The sequence below is a fragment of the Streptomyces sp. NPDC059003 genome (genome assembly GCF_042740445.1).
In the GTDB taxonomy this organism is placed as follows: Bacteria; Actinomycetota; Actinomycetes; order Streptomycetales; family Streptomycetaceae; genus Streptomyces.
In genome coordinates this window covers 1-24,826 of record NZ_JBHYJH010000121.1, presented here as the reverse complement: position 1 = coordinate 24,826, position 24,826 = coordinate 1, and the positions used below count along the sequence as shown (strand labels likewise).

The window sequence follows — 24,826 nt, the reverse complement described above, 5'->3', positions numbered from 1 at the left end:
CATTCAACTCGAACGTGACGCAGCCCACAGTGTGTTCCCGGAAGTTGGATGAAATCGTTGCCCGCCATAAATCGGTTGTGCGGCGCACGGCGCGGTTCCTAGGGTGGCGTGCACACGAGAAGGGAGGTGGTTCGGCAGATGTATGAAACCCGGACGCGTGAGGTGACTGCGGGCTAGCGGCCCGACGTCGCAACTCGAATTCGGCGCCGGACCAGCGCGTGCACCATGCGTGCAGCCGGCCCTCAATCCCAAGCAGTCACCCGACCCGCGAGTCGCCGGTACGTCCGGCCGGCTTCTCCCCGCCACAGGCGAGGGGAACCACGGCTCGCGGGTCGTCTGTTTTCCCGTACGACTTTTCCGTACGACCTCCGCCCGCCCCTTGTGACGGGTGGTCAGCCCCTGCTCACCGCCGTGAGGATCTCCGGCAGCCGGGCCGCCACCCGGGGCGCGGCCATCCGCAGCCCCGCCACCGTGACCGCCGCGCCGTACACCGTGCCCAGGGGGAGCAGGAGCCACGACACGTCGCCGCGTCCGCTGCTGTGGAGCCAGATGGTGCAGGCCAGGACGGGGGCGCAGAGCGCGGCGGCGGTGAGCATGCCGCCCACCAGGGAGATCCAGGCGAGACCCGCCTGGCCGGGCGCCACGTTCTTGTAGCCCTCCTGGGGGATGGAGTACGGGAAGCGGGCCGACGACCACGCGCCGGTCGCGAGCATCGCGCCGAGGAGGGCGAAGGAGAGGCCGACGGCTTCGGGAAGGGTGCGCCAGTCGCCGAGGAGCGCCGTCGTCAGGACGTTCACCAGGGCCGTGTACGGCAGCGTGACGACGAGCAGCGCACCGGCGCGGGCGCGCAGCTCCTCGTACGCGTCGCGCGTCGACGAGATCGTCATGGCCACCATCCAGAACGCCGAGGTGTCCTGGCCGAACTGGTTGTACATCTGGATGCCGAGCATCCCCGCCGCGAAGCACGCGAAGTAGACGGATCCGGTGCCCTGGAGGGCGTTGAAGACGGGCACGATCAGGCCGATGGCGAGGGACGTGACCCAGGCGGCCTTCGTCTTGGGGTCGCGCCACACGTAGCGCAGGGAGCGCTCCATGACGGGACCCGTGCGGCCCCCGGGGAGCCGCGCGGAGAGGCCGCTGCTCCGGCTCTTCGTGCGGGACGGTTCGGCGGCGGCGAGGGTCGAGCCGTCCGGCGCCGTCATGAGGCGGGTGAGGCTGCGCCGCCACAGGTGCAGGAGGAGAAAAAGGGCCCCTACGGAGAGGGCCAGTTGGGCGGCGGCCACTCCGTAGTGCGCGGCTCCTGTCTCGTGCACCGCGGAGATCGCGGCGGACGGCGGCAGCCACCCCAGGACGTCCGCCGCCGGGTCCAGCTCGCTCAGGCCGTCCGCCGACGAACCGAGCCGCTGTGCCCCGAAGTTGACCAGCTGCGCCCCGACGGCGATGACGAGCCCGCTGAGTACGGCGAGATCGCGGCCCTTGCGGCTGGTGAGGAGGCGGATGTTGGCGGCGGCGACGGCCCGCGCGAGGGCGACGCACAGCAGGACCGTCAGCGGCACGGCCACCACGCCGACCGCGTACGCGGCGCCGCCCCGCGCCACCGCGATCACCGCGCCGAGCGCCAGGCAGAGCGTGAACAGGGGGCCGATGCCCACGAGCGACGCGACGAGGAGCGCGCGCACGAGAGGGCGGGGGCGCAGGGGGAGCATCACCAGGCGCGTGGGGTCCAGGGTCTCGTCGCCGCTGGGGAAGAACAGCGGCATCACCGCCCAGCCGAGCGCGAGGACCGCGGTGAGGATGACCGACACGGTGGCCGCGTGCTCGTCGCCGCGCAGCAGGACGAGCCCGAGGAGCTGGAGCGCGGCGAAGAGCAGGGCGACGGCCGCCGACGCGACGTACGCGGCGCGGCGGCCCGTGGACTGGCGCAGGCCGTTGCGCAGCAGCGACAGCTTCAGGCGTACGAAGACGGGGGTGAGGGCGGTGGGCCGCGGCGTCGGCGGCGTCGGTGCCGTCGTCGGTGTCGTCATCGAGGGCCGCCGCCGAGCCAGTCGAGGTCGGAGTCCGCGTCGCGCCCGCCCGCGCCGACGAGTTCGAGGAACGCCTCCTGGAGGGACGCCGCGTCGCCGCGTACGTCCGCGAGCGGGCCCTGCGCGCGGATGCGGCCCGCCGCCATCACGGCGACCCAGTCGCACAGGGACTCCACGAGCTCCATGACGTGGCTGGAGAAGACGACGGTCGCGCCGGATGCGGTGTAGCGCTCCAGGACGCCGCGGATGGTCTGGGCGGAGACCGGGTCGACGCCCTCGAACGGTTCGTCGAGGAAGAGCACTTCGGGGTTGTGGAGGAGCGCCGCGGCCAGGCCGATCTTCTTGCGCATGCCGGTGGAGTAGTCGACGACGAGCTTGTGCTGCGCGCCCGCGAGGTCGAGTACGTCGAGGAGCTGGGTCGCGCGTTTGTCGACCTCCGGTCCGGGCAGGCCGCGCAGGCGTCCGGTGTACGCGAGGAGTTCGCGCCCGGAGAGGCGCTCGAACAGGCGCAGGCCCTCCGGCAGGACGCCGATGCGGGCCTTGACCTCGGCGGGGTCCTGCCAGACGTCGTGGCCGACGACCTCGACGGTGCCCTGGTCGGGGCGGAGCAGGCCGGTGACCATGGAGAGGGTGGTGGTCTTGCCCGCGCCGTTCGGGCCGACGAGCCCGACGAACTTCCCTGCCGGGAGGGTCAGGTCGACGCCCGCCACGGCCAGTTGCTGGCCGAAGGCCTTCCACAGGTTGGTCACCTGTACTGCTGCGATGGTCACCCGTTGCCCCTCTGCGTTGCCGTCGTCCGTCTGGGTACGGTACGTCGGTCTCGGGGCCGTTGGATCGAGGCGGCGTCGGATGGGCTGTGCCCACCCGTTCCGCCCTCTGGGCGGACCAGCTGCCCACAGCCAGGTACTACCGGCGGCGGGCCTCCCTGCCGCAGGCGTAGGACAGTGGGGAGATGATTTCCTCGGCGTCGGGGAGCCAGCGGTTGGCGGGGGTGGGGCGGCAGGCCCACTGGACCGCGCCGGACGCGCCGAAACGCGTGGGGGGCGCGGCGACGTAGCCGCCTTCACCGAGGGTGATGAGGTCGAGCGCGGCGGGCGGCCAGCCGAGCTTGCGGACGAGGTCGGGGACCTTCGCCGAGGCGCCGGGAAGGACGAAGAACTGCATGCGCCGGTCGGGCGTGCACGTCACGGGCCCGAGCGTGAGCTCCATCCGCTCCATGCGGGCGAGCGCGAGGAAGCCGGCGGTCTCGGGCACGTCGATGGCGTCGAACGTCCGCCCCGTCGGCAGCAGGATCGACGCGTTCGGCTGCTTGGCCCACATGCGCCGGGCGACGGTCGCGCTGCCCGTGGCCTGCGTGGGCCAGTCGTCGCGCACGGGGTGGGCGCCGGGCGCGGCGCACGCGGCGTCGCCGCACGAGCAGCGCCACGTGCCCTCGACGGACTCGAGCCAGGCGCCGGGGAAGACGTCCCAGTGCCGTTCCTCCGCGTACCGTACGGCTGTGTCCTGCAGGGCCTCTCCGCGCTGCTTCGGGATCTGCGCGGCTGACGTGACTCCGATGGTCTCTTCCACGAAGTCCTCAACTCCCGCCGTCCTTCCCGGTTACGGCCTGTCATGTGCGCGGGGGAGGAGCATCGGTCCTGCCGTGGGGCGCATGGGTGCACGGGTGGGGGCGCGCGCGGGCAAGGGGGTCCGGGCGCGGGTAGCCACGTCAGGGGCAGTCGGAGTTCACCAGGTTCACCCGGCTCGCTAACTTGTGCTGTGTTTACGCCGTGATGCGCAAGCTATGACACGGTTAAGTGCAGTTGCTGTGTGTTTGTGGTGCATCTTCCGGTTGTTTCCCGGGCATTGATCATCTGGGCGGCGCGGGCAATCCGGCCCGGACCGTTCCGCACTCGACATCCGACCTTGAAGTTCCAGATGGTCCACGGTGCACACAGGGGGTACGCCATGGCCGCCAGGCCACTCGTCGCGCGGCAGCCCAATGAACGGCTGCAGGCACTCATTCAGGAAGCCGGCTGCTCGAACGCCGGTCTGGCCCGTCGCGTCAACATGTGCGGCGCGGAGCACGGTCTCGATCTTCGTTACGACAAGACGTCGGTGGCACGCTGGCTGCGCGGGCAGCAGCCGCGCGGTCGCGCTCCCGGCATCATCGCGGAGGCGCTCGGCCGCAAACTGGGCCGCACGGTGACGATCGACGAGATCGGCATGGCGAACGGCAAGAACCTCGCCTCCGGCGTGGGCCTGCAGTTCTCGCCCACCGTTCTCGGCGCGATCGAGCAGGTCTGCGAGCTGTGGCGCAGCGACGTGGGGCGGCGTGACTTCCTGTCCGGCTCGTCCGTCGCCGCGTCCGCGCTCGTCGAGCCGAGCCGCGACTGGCTCATCTCGTCACCGGACTCGCAGGTCAGCAGGACGGCGGGGCCGCGCGTCGGCCTGTCGGACGTGGCGGCCGTCAAGGCGATGACGGAGGCGCTGACCCAGCTCGACCACCAGTACGGCAGCGGGCATGTGCGCCCGGTGGTCGTGCACTACCTCAACTCGGTCGTGTCGGGCCTGCTCGCGGGCTCGTACCGCGAAGCGGTGGGGCGCGAACTGTTCGCGGCGGTCGCCCGGTTGACGGAGCTCGCCGGGTACATGGCGGTGGACACCGGCCAGCCGGGCCTCGCCCAGCGGTACTACATCCAGGCGCTCCGCCTCGCGCAGGCGGCGGGCGACCGCGGGTACGGCGGGTATGTGCTCGCCGCGTCCATGAGCCATCTCGCGGCGCAGCTCGGCAACCCCCGCGAGATCGCCCAGCTGGCGCGCGCGGCGCAGGAAGGGGCGCGCGGGCGGGTCACACCGCGCGCGGAGTCCATGTTCTACGCCGCCGAGGCGCGGGGCCACGCGCTGCTCGGCGACGCGCGGTCCACGCAGATCGTCGCGGGCCGTGCGGTCGAGGCGATGGAGCGGGCCACGGGCGAGGAGCAGTCCGGCGACGACCCGGTGTGGATCCGCCACTTCGACCAGGCGTATCTGGCGGACGAGCTCGCGCACTGCCACCGCGACCTGGGGCAGGCGGAGGCGGCGGCGCGGCGCGCGGAGGAGTCCCTCGCGGGCCACCCGGAGACCCGGGCGCGGCGGCGCGCCATCGGCCTGGTGCTCCTCGCCACGGCCCAGGTGCAGCGCCGCGACGTGGAGCAGGCCTGCCACACGGGCCTGAAGGCGGTCGAGCTGCTCGGCACGCTGCGGTCGAACCGCGGCGCGGAGTACCTGGAGGACTTCCAGCAGCGCCTGGAGCCGTACCGGGAGGAGCCGGTGGTACGCGAGTTCGGCGCGCGCCTCGAACTGCAGGCGGCGTGACGGTCCGCAGGGGCGTGCGGCGCGCGCCTCCTGCGGCACGGACGAGGTGAAGGGGCGTACGGGGCACCCTTGGCACTCCCGGGCGGAAGACGCGCCCCCGTAACCAGCGTCTTCCGCACAACTTCTGTTACTGCTGCGGCGTCTGCGTTCCAGGTGGCGTTTGCCGGGTTCTGAGCTGCGTGGCAGAGCGCTGCGGGGACCCGGTAGCGTGAGCCGACGTTCCGAAGGTTCCCCCATTAGTAGGAGTCCCGGTGACGCAGCAGAGCGGGCAGGGCGCCGCTTCCTCCGATCCGCAGCAGCCCTCGGCGCGGGAGGCGCGCGAGGGCATCGTGCTGCCCGCGGACGGTAGCGCCCCCCTGATGCCGGGCACCACCGGCGACCACGGCGGCCACACCGCCCCGCTCGGCGGCAGCCCCTGGGGCCAGCCGTGGGGCCCGGACCCGGCGGCGCCGGCACCGGGGGCGGGCGAGGCCTGGGGCACCGCCGCCCCGCACCAGGGCGCGCCCTACCAGGACCCCGCGGCGTCGTACCAGGACCCTGCCGCCGGGGCGTACCAGGACCCGGGCGCTCCGTACGCGCAGCCCACCGCCCCCCAGCCCACGGCCGGGGTGCCGCTGCCGCCCGAGAGCACCACCCCGTACCCGGCGCAGCCCCAGCCCCCGGCCGCCATGCCGCTGCCCCCGGAGGGCACGCCACTGCCGCCCGCCGCACCGCCGGAGGCGTCGTACGGCGGCCCCCACGGAGCCGCGTACGGCGCCGCCCCGCTGCCGCCCATGGCGCAGAGCGGGCAGAACGCGCAGAGCGCACCCCTGCCGCCCGCCGCGCAGGGCGGACCGCACGGGCAGGAACTCCCGTCGGCAGGACAGCCGGGACAGCCGGGACTGCCGGGACAGCCCGACACCGCGTACGGAGCCGGGCACGGGGGTCGCCACGCCGCGCCCGCAGCTGGCGCCCCGGCCGCGCCCGCCACCCGGTCCGACGCCGACGCCACCCAGTACATACCCCCCGTCGCCGCCCCCGGAGCGCTGCCGCCCGAGGTGCAGGCCCCCGACGCCACGACGTTCCTGGGCCGCACACCCGCCCCCTCCGAAGAGACCGCCTTCCTGGGCCGTGTCCCCGAAGAGACGACGTTCCTGGGCAGCGCGTCGGACGTCGCCCGTGGTGGCGTACCGGACGACAACGCGCCCACCCAGTTCATCGCGCCCGTCACGGACGGCGGCGCCCCCGCGAACGCCCCGTACGGCGGGGTCGGCCCCGGCGCCCCGGGCGAACGGCAGCCGCCCGCCGAGTTCGACAGCCTCTTCCGCAGGGAGCCGGACGACGGCGGCGCCTCCTCCACGCAGCAGATGCCGCGCGTCCCGGAGCCCGCGCCCGCTCCCGGCCCGGCGGCCTTCGCCGCGGAGCCCGTGCCCGCGCGGCAGCGTCGGCGCACCGGCTCCAAGGCGCCGCTCCTCGTCGCCGTCGGCGTCGCCATCGCCGTGCTCGGCGTCGGCGCGGGCGCACTGCTCAGCTCGGGCGGCGACGAGAAGAAGGACGACGACAAGGAGCCGCTCGCCGCGACCGAACCGGCCGACAAGGACGACAAGGAGTCGAAGAAGCCGTCGCCGTCCGCGGACCCCGCGCGGCCGCAGGCCGTCGCCCTCGACAAGCTCCTCGCGGACAGCAACGACAGCCGCGAGTCGGTGATCCGCGCCGTGCGCGACGTGGGCAGGTGCGACAACCTGCGGTCGGCCGCGCGGGACCTGCGGGACGCGGCCCGGCAGCGCAACGGCCTCGTCGGGCGCCTCTCCGGGCTCTCCGTGGACAAGCTGCCCAAGCACGCGCAGCTGACCGCCGCCCTCAACCGGGCCTGGAAGGCCTCCGCGTCCGCGGACAACCACTACGCCGCGTGGGCCGACCAGGTCGCGGGCAAGAAGGGCTGCCGCAAGGGCCACGCGCGCCCCAGCCCGCACCAGGGCGCCGGCAACCGCGCGAGCGGCGAGGCGACGAAGGCCAAGCAGCAGGCCGCGGTCCTGTGGAACGCGATCGCCCGGAAGCAGGAGCTCACGACGCGGAACCCGACGCAGCTGTAGCCGACGCAGCCGTAGCCGGGGGCAGCTGTGGCCGGGATGGACTCCGGAGTCGGGGAGGACTCCGGAGTCGGTCCGTGTCAGCGGGTGGACTCCAGGGTCTTCTCCACGTTCACGAACCGGTCGCGGGCCACGACCAGGCGGCCGTCCCGCACCACCTGGAAGGTGACGGCCGCGTTCACCAGGCGCGGGTACTCGCCCGCCGCGAGCATGTCCTCGAAGCGCCAGCTCAGCATCGGCGTGAGCCCGCCCGTGTCCACGCGCAGACCCTGGTCGAGCGTGCGCCGCAGCGAGCGGGGCGTCACCGGGTCGCCGTTGAGCGACTCGACGGCCTGCTTCAGGACGGTGTACGCGATCCAGGTGGTCTGTACGCCCGCGTCGGCGGCGTCGACGCGGTTGTCGTCGAAGGCGTGCTCGCGGATGACCTCGCGCATCTGCGACCAGCGCTTGTCACTCTCGGCGGGGTACCAGCCGGTGACGTACGCCCCTTCGTAGGGCCCGGACGCGCCGCCGGTGCGGTCGATGAGCGACTGGTCGACGCTGCCGAGCACGGACGCCGTACGCACCTTGGGGAACGCGTCCGCGGTGCGCCGGAACGAGTCGAAGAACGTGTCCGTGCGCGCGCCGAGGGCCGCCGCCACACAGCCGCTCTTGCCGCCGCCGCTGTTGGCTCCGCCGCCACTGTTGGCTCCACCGCCGCTGCTGACTCCGCCGCCGCTGCCGCTGCTGGCTCCGGTGCCGCCGGCGGCGCGGGACAGCGCCTCCTTGGCCTGCGCCGTGTAGTCCGTGCCGTCCTCGGGGGCCCGGATGTCGGCGGACGCCTTGCGGTGGCCCTGCGCGAGCCCGGAGTCCAGGAGCTTGGAGAGGCTGTCGCCCGCTATCGTGTCCGGCCGCACCAGGGAGACGCGGCCGCAGACGTCCGCGAGCTGCCGCCCGTTGCCCGCGAGCAGCGCGGGCTGCCCGCCGTTGACGGGGTACGACAGCGGGCTGGAGAACTCCTCGTCGGTGAGGCCGTAGCCGCCGATGTACGGGATGCCGGCGACCTCCAGCTGGGACATGAAGGCCCGGCCGTGCTGGCTGTAGGAGCCGACGACCGCCGCCACGCCCTGCTTGACGGCCTCGCGGGCGCAGGCGCTCGCCGCGCCGGGCTCGTTGTGGTCGTTGCAGGTGATGACCCGGAGCTCGTGCCCGTCGAGGCCGCCGTTGGCGTTGACCCAGCGGGCGTACGCCTTGGCGAGGGCGGGCATGCCGGGCTTGTTGGTGGCCTTCGTGCCCTCGGGGGCCCAGGTCATGACCGTGACGGGGTCGTCCCCGGAACCCCCCGTGGTTCCGGGGATGACCCCGCAGCCGACGGCCAGGGACGCACACGCCGCCACCACTGCCGCGCTGACCACGGCTTTTCGCGCTCGGGGCGCGGTCTCGGCGGGGCGGGGGAGGAAGACGCGTCGCAAGGCGGGCATGGACACGCACGATTCCGGCAGAGGGCCAACCGCGGAGTGACGCCTACTCAACGGATGGTGACGAACGCGTGAACTGGTGGGGCCGTAAGGGCGAGGAAGATGTGGGAACGTACGATCGATGACCGTGCAAGGTTCGGAGAAGTCTTCCCGTCGCGGCCGTCGGTCAAGGACCATAGGCGCCATGCCAACGAACGACATGCCGTGGTGGCGCTGGCGCAGCAATGTGCGTTCGGCGCTGCACATGCTCTCCGACCCGGAGTTCCAGCGGGAGTGCTGGCTCGCCGGGCGCGAGGAGTACGGGGACGTGACCGACGCCGTGTACCGCCTGGTGGAGGACACCTGGCTGGACAACTGGTCCGCGGAGAAGTACGTCGGGACGATCTTCCGTGACTCGCAGGAGGCGGCGCTCGTCGACGTCGCCGTGCTGCGGGTGCTCCGCATCATGCACGAGGTCGGCCCCGACGCCGCGGTGGCCGCGTATCTGGACCACCCGGGGTGGCCCGAGGCGATCCGGGCGGCGCGGGACGCGCACGTGCGCCTCGCGAGCGGTGACGGCGACGACCCCGACGGCCCGCCGCGGACCCTCGAGGTGCTGCGGATCCTGACGCGGTCGGCCTGACGCGATCGTCCTGGCGCGGCCGCCCTGCCGGGGGTGTTCCGGTCCGTGGGACGGCGGCTCTGCGGGGTGTCCGGGTGTGGGACCCTTGGCGGATGAACGAGCAGTCCGTCGCCGCCAGTGGCCAGCGCGCCGACCGCGCTGAGCAGTACGTCCTCACCATCGCCTGCCCCGACAAACAGGGCATCGTGCACGCCGTGTCGAGCTACCTCTTCATGACCGGCTGCAACATCGAGGACAGCCAGCAGTTCGGCGACCACGACACCGGACTGTTCTTCATGCGCGTCCACTTCTCGGCCGAGCCGCCGGTGACCGTCGACAAGCTCCGCGCGAGCTTCGCCGCCGTCGGCGACTCCTTCCAGATGGACTGGCAGATCCACCGCGCGGACGACCGCATGCGGATCGTCCTGATGGTGTCCAAGTTCGGGCACTGCCTGAACGACCTGCTCTTCCGCTCCCGCATCGGCGCGCTGCCGGTGGAGATCGCCGCCGTCGTCTCCAACCACACGGACTTCGCCGAGCTCTCCGCCTCGTACGGGATTCCCTTCCACCACATCCCCGTCACCAAGGACACCAAGGCAGAGGCGGAGGCCCGCCTGCTCGACCTGGTGCGCGAGGAGAACGTCGAGCTGGTCGTCCTCGCCCGCTACATGCAGGTGCTCTCGGACGACCTGTGCAAGGCGCTGAGCGGCCGGATCATCAACATCCACCACTCGTTCCTGCCGAGCTTCAAGGGCGCGAAGCCGTACCACCAGGCGCACGCGCGGGGCGTGAAGCTGATCGGGGCGACCGCGCACTACGTCACCGCCGACCTCGACGAGGGCCCGATCATCGAGCAGGAGGTCGAGCGGGTCGGCCATGGGGTGACTCCCGACCAGCTGGTGGCGATCGGGCGGGACGTGGAGTGCCAGGCCCTTGCGCGGGCCGTCAAGTGGCATGCCGAGCGGCGCATCCTCCTGAACGGCCACCGCACCGTGGTCTTCGGCTAGCCCTTTTCCGCCGTCGGCGGCGCATCCGGTCGGGTGCGGGCCGGTGGGGGTGCGCCGCGCTGCGCGCGGCGTGTTTCCCACCCGCCCGCCCGTTTCCACCCTCCCGCGGGGTGACCGCCCCTGGTGGGGGTGACCCGCCGTCGGCGACGCACGGGGTGGGTGGGCGGGGTAGATCCCGCCGCGGAGCGGCGGGCTGGCGGCGCATCCGACCCGGGTGCGGACGGGAAGTTGGCCGGGGCTACATCCGGCTCAAGGACGCGGCCGCGAAGAGGACGTCGCGGATGGCCTCGCGGTCGCCCACCTGTCCCGCTGCCGCCTCCTCCGGCGACACGTGGCCCGCGGCCAACCGGCAGAACTCGACGCCGTCGAGCGCCACGTGCGCGACCTCCAAGTCGGCGGAGCCCTCGGCTCCGGGTGAGTCGAGAGGGATGAGCCACTCGCCGCCGCCGACGCCCTCGACCTCCAGGCGCAGGCTGCGCCCCGGCGCACCGGCCGGAACGAGGTCGCGCGGCGGCGCGGCCCGCCCGGCCCGCCGCCGCTCGGCGAGCGTCGCGGGCAGCAGCCGGGCCGCGAGGTCGATCATGTGGTGCAGATGCCGCGGCGCGGGCGGCTCGTACGGATAGTCCACGGCGTCCGCGATGTCCCCGGCGTGGATCCAGCACTCGAAGGCCCGCTCCACCATCGAGTCCCGCAGCGGCAGCTCGACCTTGAGGGCGTCCTCGCCCGGCGGTCCCGCCACGCCGTACGTCACGGGGAGCCGCCCGGAGCCGCCGCCCGCGAACGACACCGTACGGATCAGCTCGTGCGTCTGGTCCCGCCACGGGCCCCGCACCGCGCGGGTGGGCGGGAACTGGGACGCGCGCCAGTACGCCTCCGTGCGTCGGGCCGGGTCGAGGGACGGAGGCGCCGCGTCGCCGAGCGGGTCGTCCAGGCCGAGGGCCGTGCCGACCAGGCCGTCGACGGCCACGAGGTGCGCGATGACCCCGGCGACCGTCGTCTTGCGGCTCACCGGGCCGTCGTCGTCGAACCACCGCAGCCGCACCGGGGCGTGCCACTCGGCGTCGCCGATGTCCTGGAGGAGCGCGTCGAGCCGGGCGGCCTCCGCGTCGTACGGAGCGGCCCAGTCCGGCAGCGGGATCCGGGGCGGGCGCCGCCCGAGGCAGCTCGCCAGGACGCGGGTGCGCAGGCCCGGGTCGAGGTCGAGGCTCTCCTCGGGGTGCAGCAGGCCGACCGCGTCGCGCAGCCGCAGGGCCTCCTCGGCGCACGGCCCGCACGTGCCCAGGTGCTCCTCGACGGCGGTGGCCTCCTGCGCCGAGCACGCGGAGAGCGCCCAGGCGCCGAGGAGCGACTTCAGGACCGCGTGGTCGAGCGCGAGGGGCGGGGAGGGGGCGTCGGAGGCCTGGGGTCCGGGGGTCGCGTCGGGCAGGGGGTGGCCGGTGTTCTCTATCGGGGCGCGCGGTGCCGGTATGCGCGGTCCCTGGCCCGTGCCGTCGCCTCCGCTCTCGTACGGCTCGAACGGATCGGGCCGGTCCGGCCCGATCACAGCACTCTCCCGTGGTCCTGCGCACCGAACGCCGTGCCCGCCGTGCCCGCCGTGCCCGCCGTGCCCGTCGGATCGTCGCCGAAGCCCGGGCCGTCGTGGGCGGTGGACAGGAGCTGGAGGCCGAGGCGGAGCCTGCGCCGCGCCTCGTCCTCCGTCACACCGAGGTCGGCGGCGGTCTGGCGGTAGTCGCGGCGCTGGAAATAGGCGAGCTCGAGCGCGGCGCGCAGCGGGGCGGGCATCGCCGTCACGATGTAGTCGGCGCGGGCCGCGGCGGAGGCGCGGCGGACCTTGCGCTCCAGGTCCTCCGTGGTGCCCTCGCCGCCGCGGGCGAGCGCGGCGGACTCGGTCTGCCGCAGCCTGCGCACCGCCTGCTGGTGCGTGAGCGTGGCGATCCAGGAGCGCAGGGGGCCCTGCTTCGGGTCGTACGCCTCCGGGTTCTCCCATACGTGGGTGAAGACCTCGCGCGTGACGCGGTCGGCGGCCGGCACGTCCCCGAGGACGCGGTGGGCCAGGCCGTGCACCAGCGAGGCGAAGCGGTCGTACAGCTCCCCGAGCGCCGCTGCCTCCCCATGCGCAAGGCGCTGCTGCATGCGGCGGTCCCAGCGACGCGGCGCGTCCTTCGGCATGCGGCCCCCTCGTGCGCTCGCCGTCGTCATCTTCACCGTTGAATTCGAATGTAGTCGGCGGCACTGACAGTGCACCGCCCTTTCCCCGGCCTTCCCCGCTCTTTGCGCCAAAGCGGGCCCCGTGGGGGCCGCGGATGATATTGAACGCCCCGCCCGTGCCCTGCTCTCCTGCGGCCCGACCATGATCCGTCCGTGCGGCCCGGCTCCGCTACGCGCGTGGGCCTGGTGTTTCATGGAACGGCGGTGGGGCAGCCGCGACAGAGGAGAACACGGGCGAACGAGGGGCGTGACACGTGGCGCTGAAGGTGGCCGTGGGCGAGCAGGGCGGCTGGGCCGTGCTGCGCGTCGCGGGCGAGATGGACCTCCTGACCTCGCCGGTGCTGCGCCAGCGGGTGCACGAAGCGGTGGCCGACGGCCGCCGCAGCCTCGTCCTCGACCTGTCCGACGTCCTCTTCTGCGACTCCAGCGGCGTCGGCGTCCTGATCGCCACGCGCCGCCTGATCCGCTCGTGCCGCGGCCGCCTGCGGCTGATCCTGCCCGCGCAGGGCGCCGTCGAGGGCTCGCACGTCAACCGCGTCCTGTCGGCCCTCGGTGTGCGCCGCCTCTTCGAGGTGTACCCGGACGCGGAGTCGGCGGTGGACGACGGGGCGGCGCCGCTGACGGCGTGAGCGGAACCCCCGCTGCCTGCCAAGATCGGCTTGCTGATACAACCTTCCCGAGCGGATGCCGCGGTCGGCGCGACCGCCGGGCCGTAGCGCGTCCGTGACACACCTTTGTCGCGGAATTCCCGTGGTCTTGGCACAAGCGTCGCTTTTCCGCCTCCTGGCGGCCGACGGCGTCGTACGCTCGCTGGACAGACACCACCGCATGAGAAGTGAGGCGGCCCGAACACCATGGACAGTGCCGAGTACGAGCGTAAGATCGCGGCCCGTTTCGCCACCTTCGACCAGGACGGCAACGGCTACATCTCCCGTGAGGACTTCAGCACGGCGGCCGCGGCGCTGCTCGCCGAGTTCGGCGTGACCGCGCGCTCCGAGCAGGGCCAGGCCCTCTACATCGGCGCCGAGGCGTTCTGGCAGGGCATGGCCGGGATCGCCGACCGCGACGGGGACCAGCGGATCACCCGGGACGAGTTCGTCGGCGGGGCCGTGAAGCGGCTGCGGGACAATCCGGCGCGGTTCGCGGAGATCGCGCGGCCGTTCCTCCACGCGGTGCTGTCCTTGGCGGACGGCGACGCGGACGGGGTGGTCGCCGGGGGCGAAGTCGAGCGCGCGCTGCGGGCGTTGGGGGTACGCGAGGACGTCGCGGCCTCGGCGGCCGGGCAGCTCGGCTCGGTGACCGAGGACCAGGTGGTGGCGGCGTTCGCCGCGTACTTCACGGTTCCTGAGTAGCGGTTGGGTGCGGGTCGGTGGGGGTGCCGCCGCGCTGCGCGCGGCGGTTTCTTCCCACCCGCCCGCCCGTTTCCAGTCGGACGGCGGGTGGACGCCCCTGGTGGCGGTTGCCCGCCGTCGGTGACTGCGGCGGTCAGGGCCCGTAGCGCTGACGGAGCTTGTACTTCTGGACCTTGCGGAGCGTGTCGTTGCGGGGGAGGGCGTCCAGGAGCTCCAGGCGTTCGGGGAGCTTGTGGGGGGCCAGGCCCGCGGCGCGCAGGTGGGACGTGACCTGGGGGAGGGTCAGGGCGGGGGCGTCGGGGGCGGGTTCGACGACCGCGCAGACCAGTTCGCCGCGTACGGCGTCGGGGAGGCCGATGACGGCGACGTCGGCGACCGACGGATGGGTGTGCAGGAGGTCCTCGATCTCCTTCGCGGAGATGTTCTCGCCCTTGCGGATGATGATGTCCTTGGCGCGGCCGGTGAGCACCAGATGCCCGGAGGGCAGGACGTGCCCCAGGTCCCCGGTGATGAGGAACCCGTCGGTGTCGAAGGCGGTGCGGGTCGCCTCCGGGGAGAGGTAGCCGCGGCAGACCGCCTCGCCGCGCAGGCGCACCTCGCCGTCCGTGCCGGGGGGCAGCTCCTTGCCTTCGGGGTCGGTGATGCGGATCTCCATGGTGGCGGGCGGGCGGCCCTCCGTAGTGGCCAGGTGCTCCGGGGTGTCGTCGGGGTCGCCCATCGTGATCATGGGGACCTCCGTCATGCCGTACCCGTGGGTGAGTTGGCAGCCGAGCTCCCGTACGACGCTGTGGTAGATCTCGGGCGGTTTGGGGGCGCCGCCGCCCGCGAGGAGTCGGAGGGTGGGGATCAGCTTGTGGGACGGGTCCTTGCGCTGTTCGGCGAGGAACATCGAGTAGAAGGCCGTGGAGCCGCCCGCGACGGTCACGCCGTGCCGCCGGTAGCCGTCCAGCGCCGCCGGCAGCGCGAAGTGCTCGAACAGCACGGCAGGGAAGCCGTACAGGAGCAGCATCACCGTGTAGTCGGGGCCCGCGATGTGGGCGAACGGGAACGCCATGGAGCCGACGTCGGCCGCCGACAGGCGCAGCGCGTGGGCGAGGCACGCGCCGCCCGCGATCAGGGAGCGGTCCGTGTGCAGGACTCCCTTGGGGTCGGACGTCGTCCCGGACGTCCAGTAGATCCAGCGGACCGCGCGGCCGTCGGATGGCGGCGCGGGCAGCACGGCGGGGTCCGCTTCGGGCAGGGCCTCGTACGCGGTGAAGACGCCGCGCGCGCCGAGCCGCCGGGCCATCGCCGCGTGGTCGTGGCCGCGCCACACGCCGGGCACCGCGAAGTGCTCCGCCTTCGACTCGCGCAGCGCGAAGCCGACTTCGCGCTCCCGGTAGAAGGGGATCACCGGTGACTGGACGGCGCCGAGGCGGGCGAGCGCGAGGGAGAGGACGGCCGTCTCGATGCGCGTGGGCAGCTGCCAGGCGACGACCGTGCCGGGGCGTACGCCCCTGCCGTACAGGCCCGCGGCGACCCGTTCACAGCGCTCCTTGAGGCCACCGAAGGTGAGCGTCCGGTCGTCCGCGGGGTCGGGCGCCGCCTGGATCAGGGCCGGGGTGTCCGGGGTGAGCGCGGCGCGGCGCTCGATCAGCTCCCAGAGGGTCGCGCAGGCGTCCAGGGTGTGTGCGGTGTCGTTCACTGCGGCCCCCTTCGGGCGGCGGGTCAGGTGAACTGCCGGACGACGACCGGAGTGATCTGACGGCTCGTCAGGTCGTGCGCAGAGCGTAGGGCGCCGCGCCTTGTCGGTCCAGGGGTGCGGGGCTAGCCTGCTGTCTGACGGTGCGTCAGGAAGGGGCCGGTGGTGGACCTCACGTACACCGAAGAGGAGGAGGCCTTCCGGGCGCGGCTTCGCGCCTGGCTGGCCAGGACTCTGCCCGGCCTGCCGCCGCCCCCCGACCCGCTGGACTGGCCGGGCAGGCGCGCCTACGACACCGGGTGGCAGCGCAGGCTGTACGACGCCGGGTACGCGGGTCTGCACTGGCCCGTCGACGCGGGCGGGCAGGGCGCGACGCCCACGCAGCACCTCATCTTCCTGGAGGAGACGGAGAGGGCGGGCGCGCCCTACGTAGGGGCCAATTTCGTGGGGCTGCTGCACGCCGGGCCGACCATCGCCTCCGAAGGGACGCCCGCGCAGCGGGCCCGCTGGCTGCCGCCCGTGCTGCGCGGCGACGAGGTCTGGTGCCAGGGCTTCAGCGAACCGGACGCCGGATCCGACCTCGCGTCCCTGCGTACGCGCGCGTGGCGGGACGGCGATCACTACGTAGTGACCGGGTCCAAGATCTGGACGTCCCACGCGGAAGTCGCCGACTGGTGCGAGCTCCTGGTGCGTACGGCACCCGTGAGCGACGACGTACCCAAGCACCGGGGGATCACCTGGCTCGCCCTGGACATGGACTCCCCCGGAGTGACCGTACGGCCGCTGCGGACGCTCGCGGGCTCCACCGAGTTCGCCGAGGTGTTCCTCGACGACGTGCGGGTGCCCGTCGGCCACCGCGTCGGCGCCGAGAACGACGGCTGGCGCGTGACCATGGTGACCCTGTCGTACGAGCGGGGCACCGCCTTCGTGGGGGAGGTGGTCGCCTGCCGCCGCGTCCTCGCCGAACTCGCCCGCGAGGCCCGCAAGAACGGCCGCTGGGACGATCCGGTGCTCCGCCGGCGGCTCGGCCGCCTGAGCGCGGAGTTCGGCGCCCTGTGGCGGCTCACCCAGTGGAACGTCAGCGAGGCGCAGCGGACGGGCGGCGTCCCGGGGGTAGGGGGTTCGGTTTTCAAACTGCGCTACTCCCACGCGCGCCAGGAGCTGTACGACACCGCGGCCGACGTACTCGGCGACGCCGCCCTCGACCTGGGTCACGCCTGGACCCTGGAGCGGCTGTCGTCCCTGTCGTACACCATCGCCGCCGGCACCTCGCAGATCCAGCGGAACATCGTGGCCGAGCGCATCCTCGGCCTTCCCAAGGGGCGGTGACAAGGCTGCCGTGGACTTCCAACTGAGCGCGGACCAGCGGGCGTTGCGGGACGGAATGCGGTCACTCCTGGAGGGGCGGTTCGGGCGGGAGGCGCTGCGGGCCGCCGTCGACGCGGTGCCGCCCCGGCTCGACCGGGCGCTGTGGCGCGCCCTCGGGGACGCCGGTTTCTTCGCCCTGTGCGTGCCGGAGGCCGAGGGCGGGCTCGGACTGGGGCTGCCCGAGGCCGTGTTGCTGTTCGAGGAGGCGGGCCGCGCGCTGCTCCCGGGGCCCCTGGTGGCCACGTTCCTCGCGGCGCGGGACGTCGCGGGCGCGGCGACCGGCGACGTGGTCGTGACCGCCGTCGACGGGACGCTCGTGCCGTGGCTCGACGCGGCGGATGTCGTACGCGGCGGCGGCGCCGGAGGCGAGGCGGTCGCTGGGGCCGTCGCTGGGGCCGTCGCCGTGCGGTCCGTGGATCCCCTGACGCCCCTGCACCGGGTCCCCGCCGCGGGCACTCCCGAGCCTCCGGGGCTTCCGGGGTCTCCGGGGCTTCCGGGGCCGGAGGCCGCCCTGCTCCGCGCCGCCGAGCAGCTGGGCTCCGCCGCCCGCACCCTCGACCTGGCCGTCCAATACGCCCGTGAACGGGAACAGTTCGGGCGGCCCGTCGGCGGCTTCCAGGCCGTGCAGCACCTGTGCGCCGACATGCTGGTCCGCGCCGAGCTCGCCCGCGCGGCGGTGTACGCCGCCGCCGTCACCGGCGACCGCCTGGAGGCCGCCGGGGCCGAACTGCTCGCCGACGACGCCGCCGTACGCAACGCCCGCGACTGTCTGCAGGTGCACGGCGGCATGGGCTTCACCTGGGAGTGCGACGTGCACCTGCACCTCAAGCGGGCCTGGGTGCGGGCCGGGCTCGGGGCGACGGCGGCGCGGGCGGAGGAGGCGCTGGCGGCGGCGCTGTGAACGCGGGGCCGCGCCCGGACGGAGCGGGAGGCCGCGCCCGGACCAGCGCGGGGGTCACACTCGGGCGGATTCGGACACTCTTCGTGAACGTCGCGTCACGGAATGCCGTCCGAAGATCGGTGTGAAGGCTACCGAGCGTCGATATCGGGTTGTGTCCTACGCGTGACTCGTCGCGCCATGGAGTCGGCGCCTTGCTCCGGTACCTTGTGTGGGATGCGAGTGGTCCCGAGGCCGAGCCGTGCCGGTGTTGCCCCCGAGGCGACTCCGCGCCTGGTGACGCGCTTCTCCGAGGGCTCCGCCCGCCGCGCAGGACGAGGCCGAGCGCCCTCCTGTTCGACCCCCCGCGGTGCGCGTCGCACAGTATGCCGCACGCGTACTCCTTCGCGCTGGAATATGCCCGAAGCGCTTGTTGGGGTAACTGAACGTCAACCATGCTGTCTCCTAAGGGGATCACGTTCCGTGACCCTGTGGAGTCGCGAGGCGATGTGTCCGCCGGTTCGGATGGTGTGAGCGGTGCAGGTGCTTCAGGTTCAGCTGGAAGTCGGACCGGATCCCGCGGAAGTGGGCAGGGCTCGGAGATGGGCCCGCTCCCGGCTCGCCGGATCCGGCATAGCGGTCGACGAGCCGCTGGCCGAGACGCTGATTCTGCTGATCTCGGAGCTCGTCACCAACGCCGTTGTGCACACGGGCTGTCCGGCGGTCCTGCGCATGCTGCTCCCCGGAGTGCCCGCGAGCGAGCCCGGCACCGTACGCGTCGAGGTCGCCGACCGCAGCGCGCGGCCGCCGCGGCCGCGGCACGCCGAGGGCGACGACACGAATGGGCGCGGCCTGGAGCTGGTCGACGGGCTCGCCGACCGGTGGGGCTGGGAGGCGGAGGGCGGGGGCAAGAGCATCTGGTGCGAGGTGGATCGGGGCGGGGCCGGGGCTGGCGCCTGCGCCTTTGACGGGGCGTATGAGGGCGTGGCCTTCGAGGCGGTCTGACTGGCCGTCTTTCGCGGTGCCGTGGGCACCGCTCGCCCCGGCCTTGCGTCCGTGTGCGCACGTCCCGCCGCTACCGCGGCGGCGTCTCCCCGCCCACCCACCCATGACCAGCCGTCCGTGCCCGCCCGGCTGTGGCTGCATGGCCTTGCGTCCGTGGGTGTGCGTTCCGCCGCTACCGCGGCGGTATCTTCCCGCCCGCCCTCCCATGACCAACTGTCCATGGCCGTCCGCCCCGCCGTTACTGCGGTGGCATGGCCTTGCGTCCGTGGGTGCGCGTCCCGCCGCTACCGCGGCGGCGTCTTCCCGCCCGCCCACCCATGACCAACCGTCCATGGCTGTCCGCCCCGTGCCCTCCCCATGGCCTTCCGTCCGTGGGTGTGCGTTCCGCCGCTATCGCGGCGGCTTCTTCCCGCCCGCCCTCCCATGGCCTGCTGTTGTTGGGTGGGCGGTGAGGTGGGGTGGGCGCATCGAGTAGCCCGCGTCCCGCAGTCGCTGATGGCGGCGAGCCCCATGGGGGAGCGTTCACCCCGCGTGGGGGTGGAAACGGGCGGGCGGGTGGGAAAGAAGCTGCCGCGGTAGCGGCGGGACGCGCAGCCGCCGGCGGTGGGTGACCCCCACCGGGGGCGTCCACCCCGCGGGAGGGGGTCATGGGTGGGCGGGTGGGAGAGATTCCGCCGCGGTAGCGGCGGGGACCCGCAGGTCTCGATGGAGGCCGCCCCCCCCCGCTGGACACGGTGGGGGTGCAGGCTCGGCTGTGGGGCGGTGCGTTGGGGTGTCGGCAGGGTGGGTGGGGGGATGGGGGCCGTGTGTGGGGTGACCCCGTCGGCGGGGTCGGGCGGTGCGCCCCGTACGCCGCCGCATGCGCCGCTCCATGCCTCGGTGCGCGGCCATGCGCGGTCGCCGTAAAACCGGCATAATTCATAAATCCCCGGACGGGTGTTGACGTACCGTATTCGTTTGATCACGCTGGAGTGCAGCGATTCGCCGCGAGGGGACGCCGAGGGGCGGTGGAGCCCGTGGCCCGGTCCTTGGCGAGGTGCGGGTCGCGATTCGGCGTAGCGCTCCTTCAGGGCGACAGGGGGGCGGGGCTCGACGCCGGAGCCGGTTGGCGGCGCGCGGATTCGTGCTCGGGGCGGGCGCCGACGCGCCGCCATCCGAAGCTCCGCCCGGGCCTTCGGGGCTCGGGGCCTCGGGGCCGGGCCGGGCGAGGCGAGGTGCGACGTCAGAGGATCGCCACCGGCGCCACCGGCGAGCCCGTCGCGCCGACGAACGGCTCGGGCGTCGCCGCCAGCAGAAAGCTGTGACGGCGCGCCTCTCCACAGGCTGTGGACAACTTTTCGAGGTTCCAGTTCTGGCCCTGCGGCATGCCCATCTCGACCAGGTCGAGGGCGTGCACCGGCAGCCAGAGGTGCTCGACCTCCGGCGGGAAGATCTCGAAGGTGAGCGTGTCGTTGGCGACGGCCGCCACGTCGCGGGCGTGGAACCACTCCGGGGTGCGGTACGAAAGACCCGGCGACGGATGGGCGTACGCGTGCTTGTCGCCCGCCAGATACACCTGGACCTGACCGGTGCGGACGAGCACGATGTCGCCCGCGCGGACCGTCACGCCCCCGAACTCCTCGGCCTCCGCGAGGTCTTCGGGCGTCACCGCGTGCCCGCCGGGCAGCCGGTCCACGCCCTTGGCGCGCGCCACGTCGAGCAGGACGCCGCGCGAGACGACGTACGGCGTCTTCTCGGCACCGCTGAAGCGCGCGCCGTCGTGGGCGGTGATCGTGTCCGCCGGGCGGCCGTTGTAGATCCGGCCGCCGTGCGAGACGTGCGGCAGCGCGTCCCAGTGGGTGGCCGCCTGCAGGCCCATCGTGACGACGTCGTCGCTGGTGGCGACCGTGCCGGGGCCGAAGAGCTCCTGGTTGATCTGGACCATGGCGTGCAGCGGGTTGACCCGGCCGGGGATCAGGCCCGCCTGGACGCCGTCCGCCTTCAGGGGCAGCGCGAGCGGGACGCGACGGCCCGTGCGGACGGTCGCCGCGGCCTCGCGCACGACCTCGTCGGTGATCAGGTTGAGCGTGCCGAGCTCGTCGTCCGTGCCCCAACGGCCCCAGTTGTTCACGCGCTTGGCGATGGCGTGGAACTCGGGCGGCAGCGGTGCTGACATGAGGGCTCCCGGGGCTTGCCTTGCCGTATCTGACGGGTCATAGAATCTAACGGTCCGTCAGAAACCGCGGGAAGGGGCCGGTGTGGGGAACTTCTTGGCAGGCAAGGTCGTCGCGGTGACGGGTGCCGGGCGCGGTATCGGCAGGGCGGTCGCGCTCGCCGCGGCGGCAGAGGGCGCGCGGGTCGTCGTCAATGACTACGGCGTCTCGGTCGAGGGGGCGAAGCCGCGCAGCGAGGTCGCCGACGGCGTCGTCCAGGAGATCGAGGCCGCGGGCGGCCAGGCGGTGGCCGTCGCCGACGACATCTCGACCATGGCGGGCGGGCAGCGGGTCGTCGACGCCGCGCTCGCCGCGTACGGGCGCCTCGACGGGGTGGTGTGCGTCGCCGGGATCCTGCGCGAGCGGATGCTGTTCAACATGTCGGAGGAGGAGTGGGACTCCGTCGTCGCCACGCATCTGAAGGGCACCTTCACCGTCTTCCGCGCCGCGTCCGCCGTACTGCGCAAGCAGCGCGCGGGCACCCTCATCGGCTTCACCAGCGGCAACCACCAGGGCTCCGTCGCCCAGGCCAACTACAGCGCGGCCAAGGGCGGCATCATCTCGCTGGTGCGCAGCGCAGCGCTCGGCCTGCACAAGTACGGCGTCACGGCCAACGCGGTGGCCCCCGTGGCGCGTACGCGGATGTCCGCGGGCGTGCCCATGGAGCTCAAGGAGATCGGCGAACCGGAGGACGTCGCCGCCCTCGTCGTCTATCTGCTGAGCGACCGGGCGCGGGACGAGCGGATCACCGGGCAGGTCTACACGGTCGCGGGACCCAAGATCGCGGTCTGGGCGCAGCCGCGGGAGCTGCGCGCCGCGTACGCCGACGGCGGCGCCTGGACGCCCGAGCGGATCGCCGACTTCCTGCCGGGCACGGTCGGCACCGACCCGATGCCGATGCTGGCGCGCCTGGAGGAGATGGCACGGGCGGCGGCAGCGGGTGAGCGGCCCAACGCCGTGGCCGCGCCCGCCGCCGCGTCGGGGGCCGGGGGAGACGCCGCCGCCCGGGTCCCTGGCGGGGGTCGGTCGGACTCGGCGCGTGGCGGAGGCGGCGGAGACGGCGGAGACGGCGGGGCGGGCGCCGTGCCGGTGCCTGGCGGCGGTCGGCCCGGTGACGCCCTCGTCGGCGACCGCCCCGGGGATCCCCCTGCCGCCCGCCGCCCCGACGTCGTCCCCGCTGTCGACGGGACCGGTGCCGGGGGCGTCGGCGGTTCGGTGGGCGGGGCGGGCGGAGACTCTCGTCCGAACGGTCGGGGCTAGTCGTGGACTTCGCGTTCGGGGACGAGGACGAGGCGTTCCGTGAGCGGGTGCGGGCGTGGCTCGGGGAGCGGTTGAGCGGTGCGTTCGCGGGGGCCGCGGGGCGGGGTGGGCCCGGGAGCGAGCACGAGGGCGTGGCCGTGCGGCGGGCCTGGGAGCGGGAGTTGGGGCGGGGCGGGTGGATCGGCATCGGGTGGGACACGGGTGCCGGCGAGGGCGACGGCGAGGGCGGGGGCGGGGATCGGCGAGGTCCGTACGGGAATCGGCGGGCGACGCTCACGCAGCAGGTGGTGTGGGGTGAGGAGTACGCGCGCGTGCGGGCGCCGGGGCGGTGTGGGCACATCGGGGAGAATCTGCTCGCGCCCACCCTCCTCGCGTACGGCACCCAGGAGCAGAAGGACGCGTTCCTGCCGCCCATCGCGCGCGGCGAGGCACTGTGGTGCCAGGGGTACAGCGAACCGGGCGCCGGGTCGGACCTGGCGGCGGTGCGCACCACGGCCGTACGCGACCACGACACGTACCGCGTCACCGGACAGAAGATCTGGACCTCCCTCGCGCACGACGCGGACTGGTGCTTCGTGCTCGCGCGGACCGAGCCGGGGTCCGTGCGCCACCACGGCCTGTCCTTCCTGCTCGTGCCGATGGACCAGCCGGGGCGCGTCGAGGTGCGGCCCATCCGGCAGTTGACCGGCACCAGCGAGTTCAACGAGGTGTTCTTCGACGGCGCCCGGGCCGGTGCGCGGCACGTCGTCGGCGGGGAGGGCGGCGGGTGGCGGGTCGCGATGGGGCTGCTCGGCTTCGAGCGCGGCGTGTCCACGCTCGTGCAGCAGATCGGGTTCGCCGAGGAGCTGGCCGGGGTGGTGCGCGAGGCGCTGCGCACGGGTGCCGCGGACGATCCGGTGCTGCGGGAGCGGCTCACCCGGCAGTGGGCCGAGCTGCGCGTGATGCGCTGGAACGCCCTGCGCACCCTCGGCGGCGGCGCCGACCCCGGCGCGCCCAGCGTGGCCAAGCTGCTGTGGGGCGGCTGGCACCAGCGGCTCGGCGAGCTCGCGCTGCGGGTGCGCGGCGCGCTCGCGGCCGCCGGGCCCCGCGCCTGGTCCGAGGAGAGTCCCTACGAACTCGACGCCGCGCAGCGCCTGTTCCTGTTCTCCCGCGCGGACACGATCTACGGCGGCTCCGACGAGATCCAGCGGAACATCATCGCCGAGCGCGTGCTCGGCCTGCCGAAAGAGGCCCGGGGCCTCGGTGAGGGATGAGGGGTGAGCGATGCGTGGCGTGGTGTGTACGGGGCGGGGCGACGTGCAGGTCGTCGACGACCTGGAGATACGGGAGCCGGGGCCGGGTGAGGTGCTTGTGGCCGTCGCGGCGGCGGGGCTGTGCCACAGCGACCTCTCCGTGATCGACGGGACGATCCCGTTCCCGTTGCCCGTGGTGCTCGGGCACGAGGGGGCGGGCGTCGTGGAGGCCGTGGGCGCGGGCGTCACGCACGTCGCGGCGGGCGACCACGTGGCCCTGTCGACGATCGCGAACTGCGGGGCGTGCGCCGAGTGCCACCGCGGGCGGCCCACCATGTGCCGCCGCGCGATCGGAGCGCCGCAGCAGCCGTTCACGCGGGCCGGGCAGCCGCTGTACCAGTTCGCGGCCACCTCCGCCTTCGCCGAACGCACCCTTGTCAAGGGCGCCCAGGCCGTCCGTATCCCGAAGGAGATCCCGCTGACCTCGGCGGCCCTCATCGGCTGCGGGGTCGTCACCGGAGTGGGCGCCGTGCTCAACCGCGCGCGGGTCGGCTTCGGCGACTCCGTCGTCGTCATCGGCGCCGGTGGCATCGGCCTCAACGTCCTTCAGGGCGCGCGGATCGCGGGCGCCACGACGATCGTGGCCGTCGATGCCAACCCCGGCAAGGAGGCGGTGGCGCGGCAGTTCGGCGCCACGCACTTCCTGGGGTCCATGGACGGCGTACGGGAGGTCCTGCCGTCGGGGGCGGATCACGCCTTCGAGTGCGTGGGGCGGGTCGAGCTCGTGCGGCAGGCGGTCGACGTCCTCGACCGCCGTGGCCAGGCGGTCCTCCTCGGCGTGCCGCCCGCGACGGCCGAGGCGTCCTTCCTCGTGTCGTCGCTCTTCCTGGACAAGTCGGTGCTGGGGTGCCGGTACGGGTCCGCTCGGCCGCAGCGGGATTTCGCGTTGTACGCGGATCTCTATCTGGCGGGGCGGTTGTTGCTGGACGAGTTGGTGACGCGGACTTATTCGGTGGGGGAGTTCGGGCGGGCGTGCTCCGAGGCGGAGGCTGGCCGGGTGGCCCGAGGGGTGGTGGTGTTCTGACGGTTTCCCCCCCACCCACCCGCCCTTCCCCGCTCCCGCGTTCGGATGGGGCTGCGCCCCTTTCCCCCCTTGT

At 73.7% G+C, this 24,826-nt stretch carries 19 protein-coding genes and 1 pseudogene; 12 read left to right on the top strand and 8 right to left on the bottom strand.

The window, feature by feature from the left end; all coding sequences use genetic code 11:
- Nucleotides 1-392 precede the first annotated feature (392 nt).
- The 3 genes from ACFWZ5_RS32315 to ACFWZ5_RS32305 form a co-directional block, all read right to left on the bottom strand.
- On the bottom strand, nucleotides 393-2,024 hold the full coding sequence (locus ACFWZ5_RS32315) for a transporter (protein WP_384802760.1): 1,632 nt from the start codon (nucleotides 2,022-2,024) through the stop codon (nucleotides 393-395).
- Nucleotides 2,021-2,794, bottom strand: coding sequence for an ABC transporter ATP-binding protein (locus tag ACFWZ5_RS32310; RefSeq protein ID WP_384802758.1), 774 nt, complete (start codon nucleotides 2,792-2,794; stop codon nucleotides 2,021-2,023). The genes ACFWZ5_RS32315 and ACFWZ5_RS32310 overlap by 4 nt, the downstream gene beginning before the upstream one ends.
- Nucleotides 2,795-2,930: 136 nt before the next feature.
- Entirely contained in the window at nucleotides 2,931-3,593 is a 663-nt protein-coding gene (locus ACFWZ5_RS32305; RefSeq protein WP_384802755.1) for a bifunctional DNA primase/polymerase, read from the bottom strand.
- 378 nt (nucleotides 3,594-3,971) lie between these two features.
- Between ACFWZ5_RS32305 and ACFWZ5_RS32300 the strand changes: the two genes are divergently transcribed.
- Both ACFWZ5_RS32300 and ACFWZ5_RS32295 read left to right on the top strand, forming a co-directional pair.
- A complete protein-coding gene (locus tag ACFWZ5_RS32300; RefSeq protein ID WP_384802752.1) occupies nucleotides 3,972-5,360 on the top strand; it encodes a transcriptional regulator in 1,389 nt (462 codons plus the stop codon).
- Between the two features lie 251 nt (nucleotides 5,361-5,611).
- Nucleotides 5,612-7,432, top strand: a complete 1,821-nt coding sequence (locus ACFWZ5_RS32295; protein ID WP_384802749.1) for a hypothetical protein — start codon at nucleotides 5,612-5,614, stop codon at nucleotides 7,430-7,432.
- A gap of 77 nt (nucleotides 7,433-7,509) precedes the next feature.
- Here ACFWZ5_RS32295 and ACFWZ5_RS32290 read toward each other — a convergent pair whose 3' ends face one another.
- On the bottom strand, nucleotides 7,510-8,889 hold the full coding sequence (locus tag ACFWZ5_RS32290) for an ABC transporter substrate-binding protein (protein WP_384802746.1): 1,380 nt from the start codon (nucleotides 8,887-8,889) through the stop codon (nucleotides 7,510-7,512).
- Between the two features lie 118 nt (nucleotides 8,890-9,007).
- Between ACFWZ5_RS32290 and ACFWZ5_RS32285 the strand changes: the two genes are divergently transcribed.
- Both ACFWZ5_RS32285 and purU read left to right on the top strand, forming a co-directional pair.
- Nucleotides 9,008-9,508, top strand: a complete 501-nt coding sequence (locus tag ACFWZ5_RS32285; RefSeq protein ID WP_384802743.1) for a hypothetical protein — start codon at nucleotides 9,008-9,010, stop codon at nucleotides 9,506-9,508.
- Between the two features lie 92 nt (nucleotides 9,509-9,600).
- The gene (purU, locus tag ACFWZ5_RS32280; protein WP_384802740.1) at nucleotides 9,601-10,494 is read left to right on the top strand and encodes a formyltetrahydrofolate deformylase; all 894 of its coding nucleotides are present in this window, start codon (nucleotides 9,601-9,603) and stop codon (nucleotides 10,492-10,494) included.
- 238 nt (nucleotides 10,495-10,732) lie between these two features.
- Here the strand turns inward: purU and ACFWZ5_RS32275 are convergent, their stop codons facing one another.
- Complete coding sequence (locus ACFWZ5_RS32275; protein WP_384804852.1) at nucleotides 10,733-12,037, bottom strand: zf-HC2 domain-containing protein; 1,305 nt, start codon at nucleotides 12,035-12,037, stop codon at nucleotides 10,733-10,735.
- Nucleotides 12,034-12,663 (bottom strand): sigma-70 family RNA polymerase sigma factor, encoded by a 630-nt coding sequence (locus ACFWZ5_RS32270; RefSeq protein WP_384804854.1) that lies wholly within the window; start codon nucleotides 12,661-12,663, stop codon nucleotides 12,034-12,036. Before ACFWZ5_RS32270 ends, ACFWZ5_RS32275 begins: the two co-directional genes overlap by 4 nt.
- 293 nt (nucleotides 12,664-12,956) lie before the next feature.
- Between ACFWZ5_RS32270 and ACFWZ5_RS32265 the strand changes: the two genes are divergently transcribed.
- Complete coding sequence (locus ACFWZ5_RS32265) at nucleotides 12,957-13,331, top strand: STAS domain-containing protein (RefSeq protein WP_384804856.1); 375 nt, start codon at nucleotides 12,957-12,959, stop codon at nucleotides 13,329-13,331.
- A gap of 225 nt (nucleotides 13,332-13,556) precedes the next feature.
- Nucleotides 13,557-14,054, top strand: coding sequence for an EF-hand domain-containing protein (locus tag ACFWZ5_RS32260; protein ID WP_384804858.1), 498 nt, complete (start codon nucleotides 13,557-13,559; stop codon nucleotides 14,052-14,054).
- 133 nt (nucleotides 14,055-14,187) lie between these two features.
- Here ACFWZ5_RS32260 and ACFWZ5_RS32255 read toward each other — a convergent pair whose 3' ends face one another.
- Nucleotides 14,188-15,738: a class I adenylate-forming enzyme family protein gene (locus ACFWZ5_RS32255; protein ID WP_384804860.1), complete on the bottom strand. Its 1,551-nt coding sequence runs from the start codon at nucleotides 15,736-15,738 to the stop codon at nucleotides 14,188-14,190.
- A 162-nt stretch (nucleotides 15,739-15,900) separates the two neighbouring features.
- Here ACFWZ5_RS32255 and ACFWZ5_RS32250 point away from each other — a divergent pair, with 162 nt between their 5' ends.
- From ACFWZ5_RS32250 to ACFWZ5_RS32240, 3 genes are all read left to right on the top strand, one after another.
- Nucleotides 15,901-17,064, top strand: coding sequence for an acyl-CoA dehydrogenase family protein (locus ACFWZ5_RS32250; protein WP_384804862.1), 1,164 nt, complete (start codon nucleotides 15,901-15,903; stop codon nucleotides 17,062-17,064).
- A gap of 10 nt (nucleotides 17,065-17,074) precedes the next feature.
- Nucleotides 17,075-18,004: an acyl-CoA dehydrogenase family protein gene (locus ACFWZ5_RS32245; protein ID WP_384804864.1), complete on the top strand. Its 930-nt coding sequence runs from the start codon at nucleotides 17,075-17,077 to the stop codon at nucleotides 18,002-18,004.
- A 513-nt stretch (nucleotides 18,005-18,517) separates the two neighbouring features.
- Nucleotides 18,518-18,985 (top strand): ATP-binding protein, encoded by a 468-nt coding sequence (locus ACFWZ5_RS32240; protein ID WP_384804866.1) that lies wholly within the window; start codon nucleotides 18,518-18,520, stop codon nucleotides 18,983-18,985.
- 1,222 nt (nucleotides 18,986-20,207) lie between these two features.
- Here the strand turns inward: ACFWZ5_RS32240 and ACFWZ5_RS32235 are convergent.
- On the bottom strand, nucleotides 20,208-21,140 hold the full coding sequence (locus ACFWZ5_RS32235) for a cyclase family protein (RefSeq protein ID WP_384805925.1): 933 nt from the start codon (nucleotides 21,138-21,140) through the stop codon (nucleotides 20,208-20,210).
- A gap of 82 nt (nucleotides 21,141-21,222) precedes the next feature.
- On the opposite strand from ACFWZ5_RS32235, the pseudogene ACFWZ5_RS32230 reads away from it, so the two are divergent.
- The 3 genes and pseudogenes from ACFWZ5_RS32230 to ACFWZ5_RS32220 form a co-directional block, all read left to right on the top strand.
- A pseudogene (locus ACFWZ5_RS32230) lies at nucleotides 21,223-22,134 on the top strand (SDR family oxidoreductase); the annotation flags it as partial.
- Nucleotides 22,135-22,439: 305 nt separating this feature from the next.
- Nucleotides 22,440-23,690 (top strand): acyl-CoA dehydrogenase family protein, encoded by a 1,251-nt coding sequence (locus tag ACFWZ5_RS32225; RefSeq protein WP_384805926.1) that lies wholly within the window; start codon nucleotides 22,440-22,442, stop codon nucleotides 23,688-23,690.
- A gap of 10 nt (nucleotides 23,691-23,700) precedes the next feature.
- Nucleotides 23,701-24,753 carry a Zn-dependent alcohol dehydrogenase gene (locus tag ACFWZ5_RS32220; RefSeq protein ID WP_384805927.1) on the top strand — a complete coding sequence of 351 codons (1,053 nt, stop codon included), beginning with the start codon at nucleotides 23,701-23,703 and terminating at the stop codon, nucleotides 24,751-24,753.
- Nucleotides 24,754-24,826: the final 73 nt, after the last annotated feature.

What these genes read in the sequence shown, in the direction of transcription:
- ACFWZ5_RS32315 (WP_384802760.1), bottom strand. Translation starts at nt 2,024, where the DNA reads ATGACGACACCGACGACGGCACCGACGCCGCCGACGCCGCGGCCCACC.
- ACFWZ5_RS32300 (WP_384802752.1), top strand. Translation starts at nt 3,972, where the DNA reads ATGGCCGCCAGGCCACTCGTCGCGCGGCAGCCCAATGAACGGCTGCAG.
- ACFWZ5_RS32290 (WP_384802746.1), bottom strand. Translation starts at nt 8,889, where the DNA reads ATGCCCGCCTTGCGACGCGTCTTCCTCCCCCGCCCCGCCGAGACCGCG.
- ACFWZ5_RS32285 (WP_384802743.1), top strand. Translation starts at nt 9,008, where the DNA reads ATGACCGTGCAAGGTTCGGAGAAGTCTTCCCGTCGCGGCCGTCGGTCA.
- purU (WP_384802740.1), top strand. Translation starts at nt 9,601, where the DNA reads ATGAACGAGCAGTCCGTCGCCGCCAGTGGCCAGCGCGCCGACCGCGCT.
- ACFWZ5_RS32270 (WP_384804854.1), bottom strand. Translation starts at nt 12,663, where the DNA reads ATGCCGAAGGACGCGCCGCGTCGCTGGGACCGCCGCATGCAGCAGCGC.
- ACFWZ5_RS32260 (WP_384804858.1), top strand. Translation starts at nt 13,557, where the DNA reads ATGGACAGTGCCGAGTACGAGCGTAAGATCGCGGCCCGTTTCGCCACC.
- ACFWZ5_RS32235 (WP_384805925.1), bottom strand. Translation starts at nt 21,140, where the DNA reads ATGTCAGCACCGCTGCCGCCCGAGTTCCACGCCATCGCCAAGCGCGTG.
- ACFWZ5_RS32220 (WP_384805927.1), top strand. Translation starts at nt 23,701, where the DNA reads ATGCGTGGCGTGGTGTGTACGGGGCGGGGCGACGTGCAGGTCGTCGAC.